This window comes from Sulfurimonas sp. HSL-1716 (assembly GCF_039645975.1).
Classification (GTDB): Bacteria; Campylobacterota; Campylobacteria; order Campylobacterales; family Sulfurimonadaceae; genus Hydrocurvibacter; species Hydrocurvibacter sulfurireducens.
The window spans coordinates 889831-909080 of record NZ_CP147918.1 but is presented as its reverse complement, the minus strand read 5'-3'; the positions used below and the strand labels follow the sequence as shown (position 1 = coordinate 909080).

General features: G+C 41.5%; 18 protein-coding genes. 4 read left to right on the top strand and 14 right to left on the bottom strand.

Annotated elements, in window-relative coordinates:
* Window positions 1-46 precede the first annotated feature (46 nt).
* The 13 genes from WCY03_RS04760 to WCY03_RS04700 all read right to left on the bottom strand — a co-directional run bounded on the left by WCY03_RS04760 (window position 47) and on the right by WCY03_RS04700 (window position 14030).
* Window positions 47-1861: a menaquinone biosynthesis decarboxylase gene (locus WCY03_RS04760; RefSeq protein WP_345993852.1), complete on the bottom strand. Its 1815-nt coding sequence runs from the start codon at window positions 1859-1861 to the stop codon at window positions 47-49.
* A gap of 65 nt (window positions 1862-1926) precedes the next feature.
* The gene (gene hemC, locus WCY03_RS04755; RefSeq protein WP_345993851.1) at window positions 1927-2877 is read right to left on the bottom strand and encodes a hydroxymethylbilane synthase; all 951 of its coding nucleotides are present in this window, start codon (window positions 2875-2877) and stop codon (window positions 1927-1929) included.
* 3 nt (window positions 2878-2880) lie between these two features.
* Entirely contained in the window at window positions 2881-3732 is an 852-nt protein-coding gene (locus tag WCY03_RS04750) for a thioredoxin domain-containing protein (protein ID WP_345993850.1), read from the bottom strand.
* Complete coding sequence (locus WCY03_RS04745; RefSeq protein WP_345993849.1) at window positions 3695-4117, bottom strand: FxsA family protein; 423 nt, start codon at window positions 4115-4117, stop codon at window positions 3695-3697. The genes WCY03_RS04750 and WCY03_RS04745 overlap by 38 nt, the downstream gene beginning before the upstream one ends.
* Complete coding sequence (locus WCY03_RS04740; protein WP_345993848.1) at window positions 4118-5818, bottom strand: proline--tRNA ligase; 1701 nt, start codon at window positions 5816-5818, stop codon at window positions 4118-4120. It abuts the gene before it with no gap.
* Window positions 5819-5826: 8 nt separating this feature from the next.
* Window positions 5827-7113 carry a glutamyl-tRNA reductase gene (gene hemA / locus WCY03_RS04735; RefSeq protein WP_345993847.1) on the bottom strand — a complete coding sequence of 429 codons (1287 nt, stop codon included), beginning with the start codon at window positions 7111-7113 and terminating at the stop codon, window positions 5827-5829.
* On the bottom strand, window positions 7113-8000 hold the full coding sequence (locus WCY03_RS04730) for a polyprenyl synthetase family protein (protein WP_345994063.1): 888 nt from the start codon (window positions 7998-8000) through the stop codon (window positions 7113-7115). The genes hemA and WCY03_RS04730 overlap by 1 nt, the downstream gene beginning before the upstream one ends.
* Complete coding sequence (locus tag WCY03_RS04725) at window positions 8000-8428, bottom strand: hypothetical protein (RefSeq protein WP_345993846.1); 429 nt, start codon at window positions 8426-8428, stop codon at window positions 8000-8002. The genes WCY03_RS04730 and WCY03_RS04725 overlap by 1 nt, the downstream gene beginning before the upstream one ends.
* Before the next feature lie 8 nt (window positions 8429-8436).
* Complete coding sequence (locus tag WCY03_RS04720; RefSeq protein WP_345993845.1) at window positions 8437-8718, bottom strand: DUF2018 family protein; 282 nt, start codon at window positions 8716-8718, stop codon at window positions 8437-8439.
* A gap of 83 nt (window positions 8719-8801) precedes the next feature.
* Entirely contained in the window at window positions 8802-11924 is a 3123-nt protein-coding gene (locus tag WCY03_RS04715; RefSeq protein ID WP_345993844.1) for an efflux RND transporter permease subunit, read from the bottom strand.
* Window positions 11925-11932: 8 nt separating this feature from the next.
* A complete protein-coding gene (locus WCY03_RS04710; protein ID WP_345993843.1) occupies window positions 11933-12211 on the bottom strand; it encodes a hypothetical protein in 279 nt (92 codons plus the stop codon).
* The gene (rsmH, locus tag WCY03_RS04705) at window positions 12208-13131 is read right to left on the bottom strand and encodes a 16S rRNA (cytosine(1402)-N(4))-methyltransferase RsmH (RefSeq protein ID WP_345993842.1); all 924 of its coding nucleotides are present in this window, start codon (window positions 13129-13131) and stop codon (window positions 12208-12210) included. Before rsmH ends, WCY03_RS04710 begins: the two co-directional genes overlap by 4 nt.
* 32 nt (window positions 13132-13163) lie before the next feature.
* On the bottom strand, window positions 13164-14030 hold the full coding sequence (locus tag WCY03_RS04700) for a LysR family transcriptional regulator (RefSeq protein ID WP_345993841.1): 867 nt from the start codon (window positions 14028-14030) through the stop codon (window positions 13164-13166).
* A 124-nt stretch (window positions 14031-14154) separates the two neighbouring features.
* On the opposite strand from WCY03_RS04700, the gene WCY03_RS04695 reads away from it, so the two are divergent.
* The 3 genes from WCY03_RS04695 (at window position 14155) to WCY03_RS04685 (ending at window position 16371) form a co-directional block, all read left to right on the top strand.
* Window positions 14155-15360: a molybdopterin-dependent oxidoreductase gene (locus tag WCY03_RS04695; protein ID WP_345993840.1), complete on the top strand. Its 1206-nt coding sequence runs from the start codon at window positions 14155-14157 to the stop codon at window positions 15358-15360.
* Between the two features lie 11 nt (window positions 15361-15371).
* Entirely contained in the window at window positions 15372-15671 is a 300-nt protein-coding gene (locus WCY03_RS04690) for a sulfite:cytochrome C oxidoreductase subunit B (RefSeq protein ID WP_345993839.1), read from the top strand.
* Window positions 15672-15780: 109 nt separating this feature from the next.
* On the top strand, window positions 15781-16371 hold the full coding sequence (locus WCY03_RS04685; protein ID WP_345993838.1) for a class II aldolase and adducin N-terminal domain-containing protein: 591 nt from the start codon (window positions 15781-15783) through the stop codon (window positions 16369-16371).
* 11 nt (window positions 16372-16382) lie between these two features.
* Here WCY03_RS04685 and WCY03_RS04680 read toward each other — a convergent pair whose 3' ends face one another.
* Window positions 16383-17678, bottom strand: coding sequence for an adenosylmethionine--8-amino-7-oxononanoate transaminase (locus tag WCY03_RS04680; RefSeq protein ID WP_345993837.1), 1296 nt, complete (start codon window positions 17676-17678; stop codon window positions 16383-16385).
* A gap of 104 nt (window positions 17679-17782) precedes the next feature.
* Between WCY03_RS04680 and WCY03_RS04675 the strand changes: the two genes are divergently transcribed.
* Window positions 17783-19249, top strand: a complete 1467-nt coding sequence (locus WCY03_RS04675; protein ID WP_345993836.1) for a SurA N-terminal domain-containing protein — start codon at window positions 17783-17785, stop codon at window positions 19247-19249.
* Window position 19250 lies beyond the last annotated feature (1 nt).

Here is a 19250-nt window from a genome sequence, read left to right as displayed (position 1 = left end):
TTAATAATAGTTACCTTATACTAAAATAATCACAAATATTTAATTTTTAGAGTTGATACTTTTTGTATAACTGCTCGTCCAAAGTCCATAAACCGCGCTCTTTTAGACTCTCTATCACACCTGCATTACACTCGACGTCACCCGGCCATTCTCTATGAAATCCGTCTATGGTGTTTTTTGTCGTTCCATCGATTCCGACCATCAATCCAGAAACAAAAATATCACGGGTCGCATCGATATTATTCACGACTCTCCAAATAAGCATATACGCATTGGAGATATCGTTTTTTTCCTCATCCACAAAAACCGCTATGCGAACATTTTCACTAAGTACGCTCATAGCGTTAAAACACTCTTTTAAAGGTCTGGATTTTTTTACGGTCATCACCGTTATAGGATTATTCGCATGGCGCATATACTGCTGCAGCCCGGTAACCTCAGGACAGAGCTCCTGCACTTTTTTCAAAAGATCTTCATCGCCTAACAGCTGCGGAGCGGTAACGATATTCGCCGCGGTAACGTCGATACCCAGCTTGCCGCCGACAAGAGCTTCGTTGGAAGAATGGTCAAGAGCATCCGTCACGCCTTCGGTAATAAACAAGCGTTTGGGATCGAATCTGTTTAAAATATATGTCGCCAATGCATCGTAGTTTGTAAGTTTTGGCGCCGATGCATCTAAAAACACCGCATGCTTCACAAAACTCATCTGTCCCGAACCCCAAAAAAGATGCATGAACTGCTTTGCATGACCTTTATAAAGGGTTTGCATCTTTGCAAGTATCAGATTATGAAAAACTCCGTTTTCGGGCATATGATAATCTATAAGATCCGGCGCATTCGTTTTAAGCAGAGGTAAAAAGATCCTCTCTGTCGCCCATCCCATATACTTATCTTCAAGCGGCGGTTTTCCGACGACCGTTGCAAGATACACTGGCTTTTTTTTGCTTGTTATAGCACTTACTTCCATAAACGGATATTTCTCTTTTAACGTGTAATACCCCGTATGATCTCCAAAAGGGCCTTCCACTTTAAATTCGGACGGATCCACCCATCCCTCGATGACATAATCTGCATCAGAAGGTATATAAAGAGGTGTCGTAAGCGAAGACACGAGTTTTGCCGGCTCTTTTTTAATAAGCCCGTAAAGAAGAAGTTCGTTCACTCCGTACGGAAGAGGAGCGGTCGCACACCAGGTATAAAGAGGATCTCCGCCGATCGCCACGGTAACAGGCATCTTTTTGCCCGCTTTTTGGTATTGATCGAAGAAATGAGAAGAGTCTTTATGTATCTGCCAATGCATTCCCAGATGCTTTTTATCATACACCTGAAGTCTGTACATACCAAGATTTACCATCTCTCCGTCCATGCTTTGCGTATACACTTGCCCCATGGTGATGAACGGACCGCCGTCCTCTTCCCATGTCGTAAGTATAGGAAGCTTATATAGATCTATATCATCATTGAGATACTTTATTTTTTGACATTCGCCTTCGCCTTTGAGACGTTTAGGAAAAATGTTCTTTAACGAAAAAAGCTCTCCGAGCATAGACATCTTCGCTTTAAGTCCGCTCGGCGGTTTCATATGAAGAAGTTTCGTTATCTCATCGGCCACAGACTCGATTGTTCTGCCAAAAAGCAGTTCACATCTTCTGTATGAACCAAAGACATTCATAAGTACTGGAACATCAAATTCCACGCCATTCTTTGAATCGACGGGGTGCGTAAAAAGCAGGGCTTTGCCGCCGTCTTTTTTCTTCACTTCGGCATAAGCAAGATGAGGGATCTCCAGATATATGTCGACCTTATCATGTATTACGGTAAGTTCGTTTTCTTTTGTAAGTAACTGTATGGTATTTTGCATTCTTTCTCTTTACGGGGTAAACTGTTTTCCCCTGATTAAAGGGGATATGGGTGTAACTTTTAGATTTACAGGGTCGATGTCATCTTCGATGCCATGACTTCCGCACGGTGTAAAAGCTCTTTTGCGCCTTTAGTTATCATATCTTGGCCTATCACTCTTCCGATACTCTTGTATTCGGATACTTTCGCCGTCGTATCTTCATGCAACACTTCAGAACCGTCAGGCATTCCCAAAATCGCTTTTATCGTTATATCTTCGCCTTTAACTACGGCGTTGACACCTATAGGTACCTGACATCCGCCATCAAGCGAATCTACGAAATCTCTCTCGACGGTCGTGGCTATCATGGTCGAATCGTCCTGCAGTCTCGATACTATCTCGATGACTTTAGGGTCATCGATAGCTTCGATACCAAGTGCTCCCTGCCCCATGGACGGTATCATCTCATCCAGCGAGATCGGATAGACATATTTTACAGAACCCGTGAACCCTAGACGGTTAATACCCGCAGATGCAAGGATGATAGCGTCAAAATCACCGTTCTTTAGCTTTTTGATACGCGTATCCACGTTGCCGCGAAGGTCTTTTATCGTCAGATCGGGGCGGAGACGTTCTATCTGCATTCTGCGTCGAAGAGACGATGTACCGACTATAGCACCCTCAGGCAGTGCTTCGATACTCTCATATTTTTCACTTAAAAGCGCATCCCTTGAATCTTCACGCTCCGTTATGGCTCCAAGAACAAAACCTTTTGGAAGCTCCGTAGGCACATCTTTTAAAGAGTGTACTGCTATCTGTGCTTCGCCGCGCAGCATCGCCTCTTCCAGTTCTTTTAGAAAAAGACCTTTTCCGCCTATTTGAGACAAAGCTTTGTCCTGTATCCTGTCTCCCGTAGTTACTATAACATTTAGTTCAACTTCTAATCCCGGATTTTGCTGCTGTAAAACAGATTTTATATGGTTTGACTGCCATAGGGCAAGTTGACTCCCGCGAGTAGCTATAGTTAGTTTTTTCATAATTTAATGTACCTTTACGCTTTTGTATTTATTTTTCGTCGGATCTTTTTGCCCGTCAAAATAGACGGTAGGCGTTCCGTTTACCAATAGTGCGTTTGCGATCTTCTGATCGGAATTAAACGCGTTTTCGACCATGATCGAATGAATATCCTTGCGCGTTATCTTCGTATCGAGCGCATCGTTTATGACATCGAGTATCTTTTGTTCGTTCGTCTCTCTGGCATTGATCTTAAGATCATACATCTTAAGGAGAGAGTCTTTTTTACCCTGCAGTTCTAGATATATCGCTGCTCTGCACACCGTAGGAGATGCAGGATGCAGTCCTTCGAGCGGATAGTGGTAGTAATAGACCGCAAAATCCTGCGGATATTTTTTCATATATGCGAGCGCGCCCGGCACGAAACTTCTGCAAAACGGGCACAAAGGATCCGAAAAAAGTGCGATTTTATGCGCTGCGTTCTCATCGCCATAAAGCAGATTCGACCTGCTATAGAACTCCTCTTTAAACTTAGGACTTACCGTGTCGTTTAACTTGATCCCCGTTTTAAGATCTATCAGTTCAGTAGCTATAAAGCCGTCTTTTACAAAGTAGATCGAGCTTTGCGATATTTTTTTCTCATCTTTGCCTATCTTTGCTTTTCCCGAAAAAGAGACAATATAGGCCTGCCATCCTTCGGGTCTTTGCAGATCTTTTTTATCTACGACCTTTACATCAAGCGAAATGATATTTGGATTCTTTACGATACTGTCTTTTAAAAACTTTACGACCTCTTTCGAATAATCTTTTGCCTGTGCAAAAACGGAAACCGAAAGCAGACTACTTGTCAGAAATAGTGTCATTAATAACTTCGACATCGATAACATCTTCATCCTTTCTTGTTGTATCAGTTTTAATATTGCATTTCCCGGATTTTACATTATAATAATTAATGATCATCGATGTGAAAACGGAAAATTGTAAAGCTATCCCTATGATATCCGTTAAAAATCCCGGCAAAATAAGTAAAATGGCACCAAACACCGTAAAGAGATTCAGTTTTTGAAACTCCTCCAGATCAATGCAGTTAAAAGAGACCGCGCTAAGATTCTGCAAAAACGTCGTACGAAAATTTATGAGGATTGCTATACCCAAAAAAGCTGTAAATATAATCTCGAAAAAAGTAGCCAAACCGCCTATTTGAGAAGAGATATTTACAGATATAAGGACCTCTAAAAAAAGGTATACGACGAAATAAATCATCTACAGGCGTCCTAAAATAACATGTAAGATATCATCGGCTTTGACATCCTCTTTCGTGTACGCAGCTCTGTCAAATATCTGCACCATCCCGTTGGCAAGCTCTTTTCCGATTATAATCGTATAGGGATACCCTACCAGTTCGGCATCTTTCATCTTAAATCCAAAACGCTCTTTTCTGTCATCAAGTACGGTCTCTACGCCTTTTGCTTTGAGCTCGGCGTAAAGTCTTTCGCCAAGAGCCGTCTGCTCTTCGTCCTTGATGTTTGAGATCATCACGTTTACCATGTACGGAGCGCTCTGCTTGGTCCATTTACAGCCGTTTTCATCATGATGCTGCTCTATGATTGCCGCTACAAGACGGCTGACACCCATGCCGTAAGTTCCCATAATAAACGGTTCAGCCTGTCCTTTTTCATTGAGAAACTCGGCTTTTAAAACCTTTGAATAGGTAGTACCGAGCTTAAAGATATGTCCGACTTCTATCCCTTTGGTATATGAAAGCGTTCCGTCACAGTACGGACAGCCGTCTCCCTCTTTTACTTCCACGATATCGGCAAAATATGCTTCGTTTAGCACCGACATGTCAACGCCTATGAAATGGTAATCTTTCTCGTTTGCACCGCATATCATATTTTTTGCTTCATAAAGATCTTCGTCTATAACGCAATTGACTTTTACCTGGTCAAGAGGTCCCATAAAACCTGCTACAAGACCGATCTCTGCAAGCTCGCTTTCATCCACATCGACTACATCGATGGCACCCGTACTGCTTTGTGCTTTTTTCTCTTGGAGCGTATCGCAGCCGCGGAGGAAGAAGAGCGCAATCTCGCTTCTGTCTTCAAAGACCAATCTTTTTGCTACGGCTTTTACGGTATAGTAAGGATCGACTTTAAAAAACTCAGCGAGTTCCTCTATGCTTTTTACATCAGGCGTCAAAAACTTGTTGAACTGTGCTTCGGGAGCTTCTGGGATATTCTTACGCTTCGCACGTTTTGCCGCTTCGATATTTGCGCCGTATTCGCATTTGTCACAGACCGCTATGGTATCTTCGCCGCTCTCGGCAAGCACCATCAGCTCTTTTGACCCTGTTCCGCCGATCGCCCCGCTGTCGGCTTCGACTATTCTAAAGTTCAAACCTAAACGAGTGAGGACTTTCTTATATGCTTCTTCGACCGCATTGAACTCGCGGTCGAGATCCTCTAGGGTAGCGTGAAAACTGTATCCGTCTTTCATCAGAAACTCACGGCCTCTCATAAGCCCGAATCTCGGACGCGCTTCATCACGGAACTTTGTCTTTATCTGATATAGGTGAAGAGGAAGCTGTTTATAGCTTGTGACCTTGTTGCGGACAAGGTTAACCATCATCTCTTCATGTGTAGGTCCAAGGACGAAAAGATTGTCTTTTCTATCTTTAAATCTTAAAAGTTCTTTTCCGAACTTCTCGATGCGTCCGCTCTCCTGCCAAAGTTCTGCAGGTGTTACGAAGCTGAGTTCGACCTCCTGCGCTCCTATGTCCTGCATCTCTTCGTTTATGATATTCTCTATCTTTTTCAAGACTCTTTTTCCAAGAGGCAAAAAGTTATACAATCCGCTTGCTACCTGTGAGATAAATCCCGCTCGTGAAAGAAAAATATGGCTTGGAAGTGTTGCATCCGAAGGCGCTTCTTTCGTTGTTGGAACATATAAGTTTGACAATCTCATCTACTTTATCAGCCTTTAATAGTGTATTCGCATTTATATTTGTCTAATAGTGAAGATTTTTCATTTCTCAATAAAAACTTTATCGATTCTATCATCGTATCTGCATTGGCCTCGCCGGACACTTGACGTATCTTATGCGTGATATCATGCAAAAATCTTTTCAATACCTGTTCATTCATTTTCAGTATCTCTTTTTCATACTCTTTAGGGATATACCCGTTTGATATGACACGGTTGGTCTCTTCCTGCGCGGCTTTATGAGCATGATTGTATATCTCTTTGATGATAGGCTCTACCGATAAACTTCTAAGCCATTCGTAAAACTGCATAGTTTGACGTCCTATGATCGCATAGGAACGTTTTGCTTCATCCTCTCTGATAGTCATATTTTCGTTGACGATCGATTTAAGATCGTCTATCACAAACAGATTTATGTTCTCGCCGTGAGAAAAGCTTATATCGCGCGGCAGCGCCATGTCAAACCAAAAACGCTCAAAATCACAGTTCTTTATGATCGCATCCGTGATTATAGGTTCTTTAGAAGATGTCGCCGTAAAGAGGATCTCGAATTGATTGACGAGATCGGAGAGTTCGGAAAAATCTTTGACCTTCGCACCGCATTCGACCGCGAGATCTTCTGCACTTTCTCTTGTTCTGTTCACTATATAGACCTCTACTCCGTTAGAAGCCAGGTGCTTGGCCGTGATCTCGGACATCTCGCCTACACCGATGACCAGGGCTTTTTTCCCCTCTATATCTTTTAAGACGTCACGAAGCTTCGTTACCGCGACACTTGCTATGGAAACCGGTTTTGAAGAGATATTCGTAACGTTTCTCACCGCTGCGGCGCATTTAAACGCGTAATGCATAGCACGCGAAAGTTTTTGTCCGCAGAAGTTGTTATCGTAAGAGAATCTAAACGCGTCTTTAAGCTGTCCTGCGATCTGCGTCTCGCCTATGACCAAAGAATCCAGTGAGGACGCGACGCTAAAGAGGTGGTGAATCGCCCCTTGATCGTCAAAGATATCCGCACGGCCTTCAAGCTCTTCTTCGCTTATGCCCGAACGTTCGTTTAAAAGCTTAAAGATATGTTTTGTTGCCGTCATGACGCTAGAGCAGCTTACCAGTACTTCCATTCTGTTGCATGTCGAGATAAGAATACTTTCATGAATGGCTTCTGAAGAGTTTAGCTTTGCCAGACAGTCTTTTAACTGTTCATCGTTTGAGAAAGAGAGTTTCTCACGAATCTCTATGGTTGAATTTTTATGCGTAAAGCTTATCGTTAAGTAGTGCATTAGTAACTTCTTTTTATCATTGTGTCTAAAATTTCTGTCAATTCCACATCCTTTAGAACCGCTTGCTTTGCTTCGTTTGAAAGTTTTACAGCCAGTGCAAACGATTTTTCGATGGATTTGTGTTCATCCATTTTTGTTTTTATCCAGATACTGTCTTGCGAAGATATTTTCTTGCCATGTAAAGAGACCAGTCTTTTTTTGTTTTCATCATCCAAAGAGTGATAAAGATAGATGTAAGGCAAAGTACATTTTCCCTCCACAAAATCGTTCATAGCGGGTTTTCCGAGTGTTTTTTCGTCTGAGACGATATCCAAGATATCATCTATGATTTGAAACGAAAGACCGAGATTCTTACCGTAAAGGGCATACGACGCCATATCTTTACCTGCCAAAACAGCGGCTGCCGTCGCACTCGCCTCTATGAGCGAAGCTGTTTTGAGATAAAGCATGTCCAGATATGTCTTTTCATCATCGTTGAAGTTTTTTGCAAGGTTGACGTCTTGCATCTCTCCCACGGAGAGCGAAGTGACCGCAGAAGAAACGACGGATGCGATCTGTTTATCGAACGAAACAAGGGAGGTGAAGGCTTTTGAATAGAGTATATCTCCCAGCATTATGGCGATCTTGCTTCCTTCAGTAGCATTCACAGAAGCGTTTCCGCGTCTTAGCGAGGCATCGTCTATCACATCGTCATGTAACAGGCTGGCAGCATGTATGAGCTCGATAATGGCGGCCAGCAATACCGATTCGTCGTTCACGGATGCGATTTTCAACACGAGTTTGGCGCGCAAGCGTTTTCCGCCTGCAAGAGTCGAGAACAGATGAGTGACGTCATCATAATCTATCTCTTTTATCAGTCTGTCTATCTCTTGTTCTACTCTCTCAATCATCCCTGCAATGCTTCCTTGGTCAAAAACTTCAAATCTATCTGCTCTTTTTTATCAAAAAGAAAAAGCTCGAAAACAGCTTCTTGTGTCTGATAATCAAATTTTACAAATTTTAAAATAATATACGGCAACGAGTAAAATCCGCCTGCACGCGTTTTTAACTCCACTCTAACCGATTGGTTCACATGATTTAAATAAAGTATATTTTGTGCTACTGCCTCATCATAAGACCTCAGGACAACCAGTCCGTCATTATGATACAGAGTCCATCTAAATTTAAATAATTTTTCAATACCCTCATATTTTACAAGAATTTTCTCTGTTTTATCCTTTTTTAGTTTTATATTGTACTTCGTTTTATAAAGTTGTGCATTAATCGAAACACTAAAAAAGGATAAGAGTAAAATTACCTGTAAAAATCTGATCATTAAAATTCTTACTCGTTCTGAGTCAGAACATTCCCCATACTTTCGATATAAAGACTTTTTACTTTTGTCTGAACATCGTCAAGATTTTCAAAAGCAAATTGTGCAATATCTCTTTCCAATGCTTCTGCATCGTCTGCGTTTAGCATAAGTTCTAAAACAGCCATACGCTCTATGATGCGCTCCAATTCAGCATCGACTAAACCACGGTTTGCATTGAAGATGATATCCATAAATTTGCTCTTAGGCGAGCCCATGAAGATATCATCTTCATCTTCAAAAATATTGTACATATCGGTATCCATTAAATATTATTTTTGCGATTATATCACATCGACTCTATATAAACGCTTACGCATGATCAAGAAAAACTCTCTCATGCTATCTGCACAGGAGGTCTTATTCTGTACACGACAGCGTAGAGTAGCGGAACATAGATTAGATTCAGCACAGTTGCCCAGGTTACACCGAATCCTAAAGAAACGGCCATGGGTTGAAGGATCAAAGCTTGGCCAGAAGCAAAAAAGATAAGGGTAGAAAGCCCCAAAACGGTCGTTATCGACGTTAAAAGAATAGGCCGCAGCCTTGTCCTTGCCATCTTCATAAGCTCTTCGCTGTTTTTTGCTTCTTTAATAAAACTGACCATGATCAGCCCGTCGTTGACCACGACTCCGGCAAGTCCGACGATGCCTATTAGTCCCGGCATCGTGATGTTTATGCCCATAATAAGGTGCCCTGCCAGAACTCCCAGCAGCGACAAAGGTATGGTACTTAACACGATCAGTGATTTTCTAAAGGAGTTGAACAGCCAGATCAGAGTGATAAAGATCAAAAATATTGCGATAATAGCCGATTCGCCTATCTCTTTTTTATTTTTGTTGTTCTCTTTTTCCTCCCCTTTTATATCAAGCGTATACCCTTCCTTTTGCAGTTCTTTGATCACGGGTGTTATTTTTTGCATCACTTCTGAAGAGGTTATTTTTCTCTTATCAAGAGATGCAAAAACGGTACGTATCCTTTTTCCGTCCTCTTTGTTTATCGTGACAAACCCCTGTACTACGATAAAATCACAGATATCTTTCAATGAAACGAAACGATCCGATCCCGGAATGCTCAACTCTATATCGTTTAAAGAGGAAAGTCTGTCTTTTACATCCCCTTCTACCCTTATACGGATAAGTCCGTCTTCATTGAACATCTTTGCATATTCACCCTTTAAATAAAATGACCGAAGCTGGTTTGAGACCGTCTGCTCGTTAAAGCCCAGCGATTGACCGTATCTGTTCACGCGGAGCTTCAGCTCTTTTGCGCCGATAGCCGCATCGTCTGCTATGTTATAAACGCCGTTTACTTTAAAAAGAGCCGACTGCAGTTTTTTCACTCCTTTGATTATCTCATCTTCACTTTTTCCGCTGAGACTGATCTCTATATCGTTCGCCACTACGCCGGCTCCCGGAACGGTTACGCTGAGTTCGTCAAAGACCGGATTTTTGTTCTCGTCTTTTTCGTTCTTGAAATTTTTGATCCACTCTTTTATCTCCTCGGCCATATCTTTTGCATCGCGCTCGCGTACCAATAGCTTTTTATCATAATCGATGCTGAGAAAAGGATTTATATATCTGTTGTAAAAATTATCCGGAGCGCGCTCTTTGAGATCTATAAATATCTGAAACAGATTGTCGCCGAGTTCTGCTTCGTTTTTGGCATCTATTTTGATCCCGATAACACTCGTAACGCTTGAGAACTCTTTTTTATTGAGTTTTTTCAACAGCATCTTCTCTATGCGTGTAACCTGTTTTTCGGTGTCTTGAAGTTCGGAGTTCACATCTACTTTACCGCTTACGTATATCTGCGTAACGTCGAACTCCGGAAAAAGCTGAAACTTGCTTTGTTTGACCATCACGAACGTTCCAAGCAGAATGCTCACAACTATCATTATCAGCGACAAAAGCTTTTTTCTAAATAAAAAATGAAGCAGCACGTCATACCATCTGTAAAGATGCGCCCAGATGGAATGAGTGGCAAAACTCTCTTTTTGCAGCCTTAAAAAATCATAAGCATGCAGAGGAAGAAAGTAGAACGCTTCAAAAAGAGAGCTGAGAAGGAGTACGGATATCATGACGGGAATGATCTTTATGAACGCTCCCATGTCTCCCGTCAGCAAAAGCATCGGCAAAAATGCGAAAATGGTTGTAAGCGTTGCGGTAAGTACTGCGGGAAACATCTCAACAGCACCGATCACCGCAGCCTCGCGCCTGCTTTTTCCCTCTTCCAGATGTCTATAGATATTTTCCGCCACGACGATAGCCTCGTCCACCAGCATCCCAAGAGCGATAAGCGCACCCAAAAGAGAGAGCATATTGATACTGTCACCCAAAAGCTGCGTCGCAATGAGACCTATCATAAAACTGACGGGAATCCCTATAGCCACGACAAAAGCGATACCGCGGTTGACAAAAATGAGCAGTGATGCAAATACCAGAATAAGTCCGAAAAGTATGTTTGAAACAACCGTATTAAGACGGTTTTTTATCCAGATGGAAGTATCCGTATAAACTCTGTACTGCAAGTTTGGATATTGCTTCTCCTTTTCTTTGAGTATCTGTTTTATCTGTCTTGAAAGAGCTATCGCGTTTCCGGATTTCGATTTTGTGATATTGACGGAAATATTTCTCACGCCGTTATAATGAGATATCTCGCTCTCGTCGCTGAGTTCAAAGGATACGGCTGCTATATCGCCTATCCTTACCCTTTTGCCCAAGACGCTTATGAGTGTGTCCTCCACGCTTTTTTTATTTTTTTCGCCGTTATACGTCGATATGAACAGATGCGACCCTCTTTGTTTTATGGTCCCTACAGGAAAGATGGAACTGATATTTGAAAGCGCAGCTACGACCGATGGCTGATCAAGCCCGTATGCTTTGATGCGCTCTTCGTTTATGCGAAAGACGAGTTCGTCATCGGCGTCTCCTCTGATAGTTATCTCACTTAGGTCTTTGAGCTTTGAAAGTTCGCTTTTCAGCTCGTCCGCACGCTGTATCAGCTCTTTTGTACTTACCTTCCCCGCAAGCGCTATCAGAACAAGAGGAAAAGATTTTTCCTGTATCTTGGCTATAGGATCGTTCATATCTGAAGGAAGATCGTGCTTTATCTTGTCTATCGCGTCTTTTACGTCGTTGAGTACGGAAATATTGTTCGAACCGCGTTTGATATCCACGGTTATAGTAAAAGCACCGTTTTTTATGACCGTCTTGATAGTATCGAGTGATTCAATATTTTTGAGTTCGTCTTCTATGTTCTTGGCGGCCATCTTATCAAGTACGTCCGGACTCGTACCTGCATAACCGCCGCTGATGATGATCTGGTCCGTGTCGATCGGAGGGAATATCTCTTTTGGAACGTTGAGATAGGCAAATGCAGACATCACCAATATAAACAGCAGAAATATATGGTTTAAGATCGGTTTGTCTATGGCAAATTCGACGAATCTTCTGATCAAAACAGTTCCTAAAATATAGTGTCGAGTATCTGGTTTTTAAACTTTATCGCCTCTACTTTGGCGTTGATTATCTCATGTTCCTCTTTCAGCGAATCGTATTCCCTTTGCAGTTTGGCGATTTCCCTGCTTTTATAGTATATCTCATGCTGCAGATACATCTTTGGAAAAACCGTTATAAAGACCAAAGAGATTATGAGCAGCAGCTGCAGCAGATACTTTAAATCCAATGCTTTTTTCGGTTTTATAACAGAGGAAACCTCATCTAAAATCTCATGTTTGTCATTCATCTTTTTATCTTAAATACTCTTAATTTCGCACTTCTGCTTCTTGGATTTTTTTTAAGTTCGTCCTCTTTTGCAGTGATCGGCTTTTTCGACTTTACCCTGCCGATAGCGTGATCTCTTGTACAAGTACACCTGAATGCTTCAGGCGGACATATACACTCTTTACTCCACTCGTTAAATCTCTGCTTTACAATCCTGTCTTCAAGCGAATGAAACGAGATGATTGCAACGTCTGTATCGACAAGTCCTATATTTTGTATCTCGTCTAAAAGCGTGTTTAACTCGCCTAGTTCATCGTTTACCTCGATTCGGATCGCCTGCATCAAAAGAGTGGCGGGATGGATCTTCTTGCCGCGAGGAAGAAGATGCCTGAGCTTTTCGCTCAGCTCTTTTGCAGAATGAAAAGGACGGTTATTTACGATGTATGACGCCACCTGTTTATAGTTTCTCATCTCGCCGTAATCTCTGAGTATTTTTTCAAGTTCGATGACAGAATAACCGTTTACGACATCCGATGCACTCAAGAGAGCATCTTTATCCATTCTCATATCAAGAGTATCACTTTCGTAGGAGAACCCTCTCTCTTTTTGATCCAGCTGCAAAGAAGACACTCCGATGTCCGCCAGAATCCCTTTTATTTCAGTAACATCGTTGTTTTTCAGTATCTCTTTAATCACTTTGGAAAAACGACCTTTTTTGATCTCTACTCTCTCTTTAAACGGCCCTAATCGCTCGGTCGAAAAGTCGATGGCCGTCTGATCTTGATCTATACCGATAAGCTTGATACCGGGCTTGTTCTCTAACAGCAGTGAAGAGTGCCCGCCGTATCCCATGGTACAGTCTATTATGATCCCTTCGTCCACGTCGTCAAAAGCCTCTAAGACTTCTCTGTACAAAACGGGGATGTGCGGGATATCTTTCATGACAAACAGGCCTTTTTTAACTTTTAATGTAATTATAGCTTAATAAACTCGGTAAAATCATCCACCAGCATGCTGACTTTTTTGTCTTTTCTCATGATGAGGATAAAATCCCTTTCAAAACTGTAACCGTGAATATCAAGCTCGAAAAGCAAGCCTTCGCGCAGCTCTTTTTCTACGGATATCTTAGGAAGACAACTGATGTAGTTGGGACTCAGTTTCAAGAATTTTTTTATCGTCTCTGTATGATCGAACTCCATATAGATATTTACGGGCTCGGGAGCGATAGCATCCAAAAATACAGCTCTCGTTCCTGAACCTACCTCTCTCATTATCCACTGCATATTTGACAAATTGTCTATGTAGTGGCCTTTTTTTGCCGCCAGTTCTTTGTTAGACGTAACAACTACCAGCTCATCCGTAATTATCTTTTTACAGACAAGTGCCTCGTCATTGCACTTGTCTTCTATGAATCCGATATCGTATACGCCCTCTTTTATCATATGTATTACGTCGTTCGTGTTTGCCGATTTCAAAGAAAATTTTACATTCTTGCGTATACGGCTGTATTCGTCTATATATTTTGGCAAAAGATAATTGGTTATCGTAACACTTGCGCAGATACGCAGATTTCCCTCTATCTTTTGAGAAGAGAAGTTCGTAAAGATTTTCTGAAGAGAATCGACATGCGGAAATATCTGTTCTAAAAAAAGCACTCCTCTTTCATTCAATGTCAATTTTTTGCCTATTCTTTCAAAAAGATTTTCACCTACTATCTTTTCCAGCTCTTTTACCGACATAGAGATGGCGGACTGGCTCATATTGAACTCCGCAGCGACGTCGATAACCTTTTGCTTATGTGCCAGAGATATGAAAACTTCAAGCTGTTTTAATGTAAACATTGTTTTTTCCTTTATAAGTCCTATAATTATATACAAAAAAATTGAATAAAAAGATTAATAAATCTATTTATGTTTTATCAAATTTTTATGATAAAATTCGTAAAAAAAAAGGAACACGCAATATATGAAAAGAAGAGATTTCTTTAAAACGGCTGCCGTTATGGGAGCCGCTACAGTCGGTAGCAGCGCTTTTGGTAGTGAAACTACCACAAGACAGCCTATAGACAATAGACCGATATCTAAAATCAATTTTCCGGAAAAACGGCCGATGATCACCTATTCCGACCGTCCTCCGCTTCTGGAAGCACCGCGTGAAACTTTTACGCAAACCATTACTCCAAACGATCAGTTCTTTGTCAGATGGCATCTTCCTGAGATTCCGACATATAACGATACAGACAAGTTCACTATTTCCATAAACGGTTTGGTAAAGACTCCTTATCAGATAACCCTCAAACAGCTAAAAGAAGATTTTGAACAGGTCGAAGTCACTGCTGTAATGCAGTGCGGCGGAAACAGTCGTTCGGCATTTCAGCCGATAACAGGCGGTATCCAATGGGGCAGCGGTGCTATGGGCTGTGCTAAATGGAAAGGTGTAAGACTCAGCGATCTGCTTCACCGCGCAGGACTTCAAAAAGAATCCGAATGGATTGGTTTTAACGGTCTGGATAATGCAGCATACTACAAAACCCCGAACTTCGTACGCGAACTTCATCTAAGCGAGCTGGATGACCACGTCATCGTTGCATATGAGATGAACGGCGAAGACCTGCCGTACTTAAACGGATATCCGGTACGTCTGGTTCTTCCCGGATACTACTCCGACAGCTGGGTCAAGATGTTAAGCAATATCACCGTAACTGACAAATACAAAAATCTTTTCTTTATGGATGTCGCTTACCGCGTTCCGGATAACGAAACCGAGTCCGAAACTCCCGAGCACAAATATAAAACGACCAAACCGATTACCACTATGAACGTAAAATCCGTCATAGGTTTTCCTGCAAACGGAGAGACCGTCGCATACGGCTCGCAGCTGGTTGTACGCGGTGTTGCATTTGACAGCGGTATCGGTATCAAAGACGTATTTATATCTTTAGACGACGGCAAAACATGGGAAGCAGCCATACTCGATGACGGCAAAGCCGGACGCTATGCGTACAGAGGATTTAGATACAGTTTTAAACCCGAAACCTACGGCGAAGTAAGAATCATGGCTAAAGCGGTGGATAAACTCGGTAATGAACAGCCTCTTACAAAAGACGTCAAATGGAACCACGGCGGATACAAATTCAACGGTATCGACGTAGTAACGATCAAAATCGCATAAAGGGAGAACTGATGAAAAAACTATTATTACTACTGGCATTTAGTACGGCGATGTTCGCACAGGTCAGTAAAGCCGTCGAAGTTCCCTACATCTCTTATGAGATCAAGATGGGTAAAGGGTTTGACGAAGTAAACGCAAACTGTCTGATGTGCCACTCTTTTGGATATATCACGAATCAGGGCCCGCAGTCTCGTGCGTTTTGGAAGGCAAAAGTAGACAAGATGATAACACACTTTAAAGCACCTATCGCCAAATCGGATGCAAAAATCATCGTAAACTACCTGAGCAAACACTACGGAAACGGCAAATAAGCCATTATAAGAGCGGCTGTATGCGGATCTTCTTTGCATATATGCGCCGCTCTTTCATATCCCTCTCATCCAAGTATCCAAAAGAGCGGTTTTTGGATACAATTATCTTATGAATAAACAACTCGTACAATCTCAGATCAAAACATTTTCCCTCTCCATGTTCAGGAAGGATTTCTTTGGGATCTATCACGGTTCCATATCGGCCAAGACAGACTCGAATCAGTTCATCATAAATACGGACGATGCGATCTTCGATTCACTTAATGAGAGAACTCTCATAGAACTTAACTTCAAAAAAGATTATAGATGGAAACAGGCGAGTCTTGATGCAGACATCCATAAAAACATATATGCTCAAATAAGCGATGCCAAGTTCGTCACTTTTACAATGCCCCCTTTTACGACGGCTTATTCGCTCGATCACAACATCATAATCCCAAAAGATTATTTCGGATATATGGAGATCGGACGTTTGGATATCGTCAGCCCTCAGCAGTTTGAAGATTGGTATGACAGGGCCCAAAGCGAGATCACAAAGTATCTAAAAACAAACGATACGGATATCATGGTCATACGCGGGTACGGTATCTATGCATATAACAGGGATATTCATCTTATGGCAAAAAAGCTCGCCATCTTGGAAAAAAGCTGTAGACTTTTGATGCTTGAGAGAGACAAAAAATCTCTCTCTTTCGATTAAATTCTAGCTCGTCAAAGCGTCTTTACGGCCTCAAAAGCCACCTCAAACATCTTGTCTATCTCTTCATGTGTTATGATGTAAGGCGGCATAAAATAAACAGTCGAACCTAACGGACGAAGCAATACCCCGTTATCCAAACCATACTGATACACCTTCAGTCCGATTCTTTGCTGCGGTGTGAAACCTTTAAGATCAAATGCGCATATCATCCCTGTCTGCCGAATATTTTCTACGATATCCAACTCTTGAAATTTTTGCAGTTTTTCATACATGTAAGCAGATATTTTCTTGTTATTTTCTATAACACCGTTTTCTTCAAAGATATCCAAAGTGGCGTTGGCAGCAGCACATGCAAGAGCGTTTCCGGTATAACTGTGTGAGTGTAAAAAAGCCTTATACTCACTGTAATCGCAATAAAAGAGACTATAGATATCATCGGTCGTCAACACCACAGAAAGCGGCAGATACCCTCCTGTCAACCCTTTTGACAGAACCATAAAATCGGGATTTATACCGGCTTGTTCGCACGCAAACATCGTGCCGGTACGACCGAAACCGACCATCACTTCATCTGCGATAAAATGGATCCCGTACTTCTTGCAGGTAAAGCTCACATGCAGTAAAAAATCGGGATGGTACATATGCATAGAGCCTGCACCCTGCACAAGAGGTTCGACAATAAACGCGGATATCTCTCCTGCTCTTCTCTCGCACAGCTCTTCGAATTTTTTTGCAGCGTTAAGTGCTGCTTGTTTAGTTTGATCTTTCGGTACTTCGGTCTGAATCGAGCTTATTAAAAGAGGTTCGTAGGTCTCCTTGTAAAGCTCGACGTCACCTACGGAAAGCGCACCGATCGTTTCTCCGTGATAGCTGTTTTTCAATGAAACAAAAAGTGTCCTCTCTCTTCCGCTGTTTTTATGTGCATGATAACTCATCTTCAAAGCAACTTCGATGGCACTTGAGCCGTTGTCTGCATAAAAACACTTGTTCAGCCCTTCGGGAGTCAGCTCTACGAGTCTTTTTGAAAGTTTTATAATGGGTTCATGGGTAAAGCCCGCAAGGATGACATGTTCGAGTGAATCAAGCTGCTCTTTTATCTTGGAATTTATATACTTGTTCGTATGACCGAAAAGGTTTACCCACCAGCTGCTTACAGCATCGATATACCTGTTTTCTTCAAAATCTTCCAGATAGACGCCATGAGCCTTTTTTACAGGGATAATCGGTAAAAACTCATGATCTTTCATCTGTGTACAAGGGTGCCAAATATGCTCTAGATCCTGATTCGATAGTTGTAAATTATTCATATTCTCTTCCTTTTGCAAAATCATACCAAAAGTAGCTTTTTTTATACAGCTTTAATACGAAATATCATAGAATAACCAAATTTTCAAAATAAGGTTTATTTTTTATGATTTCATGGATGCAAAGACACCGTAAATGGTTAGTTATAACGATTTGGATCTCAACAATAGCGTTTATAGGTGCGGGATTTGTCGGCTGGGGGCAGTACAACTACGGCAAAAAAGCAAGCGCGGCCGCAAAGGTCGGTGATGTCGATATTAGTTACAGTGAGCTCCAGCGGGAATACGGCCGTATGTACGCATACTTTAACAATATGTTTCAAGGAAAGTTTGACGAAGCTCAAGCAAAAAGCTTCGGCCTTCAAAAACAGGCTCTGAGTCAGCTGATCAATCAGGCACTTATCTTAAATCTCGCGAACAGTTATGATCTGAGAGTAAGCGATAAGGAAGTTTTCGATCTTATCAAATCTCAAAAAGGTTTTCAGACCAACGGTGTTTTTGACAAAGACCTCTACAAGACCGTACTTTCCAGAAATAACCTCTCTACCAAAGAGTACGAAGGAGGGTTAAGAAAACAGCTTTTGATACAAAAAACATTGAATATGCTGAGCATAAAGCCCACCGCACTTGAAGAACAGTCCATAAATACAATACTCGATATAGCAGATAAGATAAACTATAAAGTCCTTGACCGTTCGATGATAAAAGTGGACACGTCCGACGAGAAACTGAAAGCTTTTTGGCAGGGAAGAAAATCGGACTTTATGAGCGAACCGAGCTATGATGTCTCATATATAGTGCAAACGCCTCTGAACAAAGAGTACACAGACGGTGAACTTACGGATTATTACAATGCTCATAAATCACAGTTTACGAGTATAGACGGAAAAATCAAGATCCCCGACGATGCTAGAGAACTCATTACCGCAATGCTCAACAAAGAAGAAACAAAAAAAGAAGCACTCAGAACGTTCGTAGCATACAAAAAAGGGGAACTTGATAAAAGTATCGTTATCAAAAATGCATCTTTAAGCAGTTCAAAAAATATTTTTAATGCAGATATCTTAAAAGAGCTATCGGAACTAACAGATGCAAAACCTTACCTGAAACCAAAACTTATAAACGGCAAGTATGTCATCATCAAACTTGACAAAACAAATCCGTCGGCTCCAAAAAGCTTCGAAGCGGCTAAAGCCGAAGTTCTGGCAGTTTATCTTGCAGAAGGAAAAGAGAGCCAGCTGCAAAAACTCGCTCAAGACTCCGTAGCTACATTTAACGGGAAAAATACCGATTTTATAACGGTAAAAGACGGCGGTAAAATACCGGGACTGACCGAACAAGAGGGAACAGAGTTCTTAAATCAGCTTTTTAAGAATAACAAAAAACGCGGTTTTGTTACTCTAGGTAATAAAAAAATAGTTTTATTTAATATTTTGGAACAAAAGTTGCTCGATGATTCCAAAGAGAATGTTGATTCTGTTATAGTTAAGCTAAGAACTGATCTATTAAATCAAAACCTGCTTAAAATGTTGAAAAAGCGTTTTAAAACCGAAATATTTGTAGAAGGACTGTAAG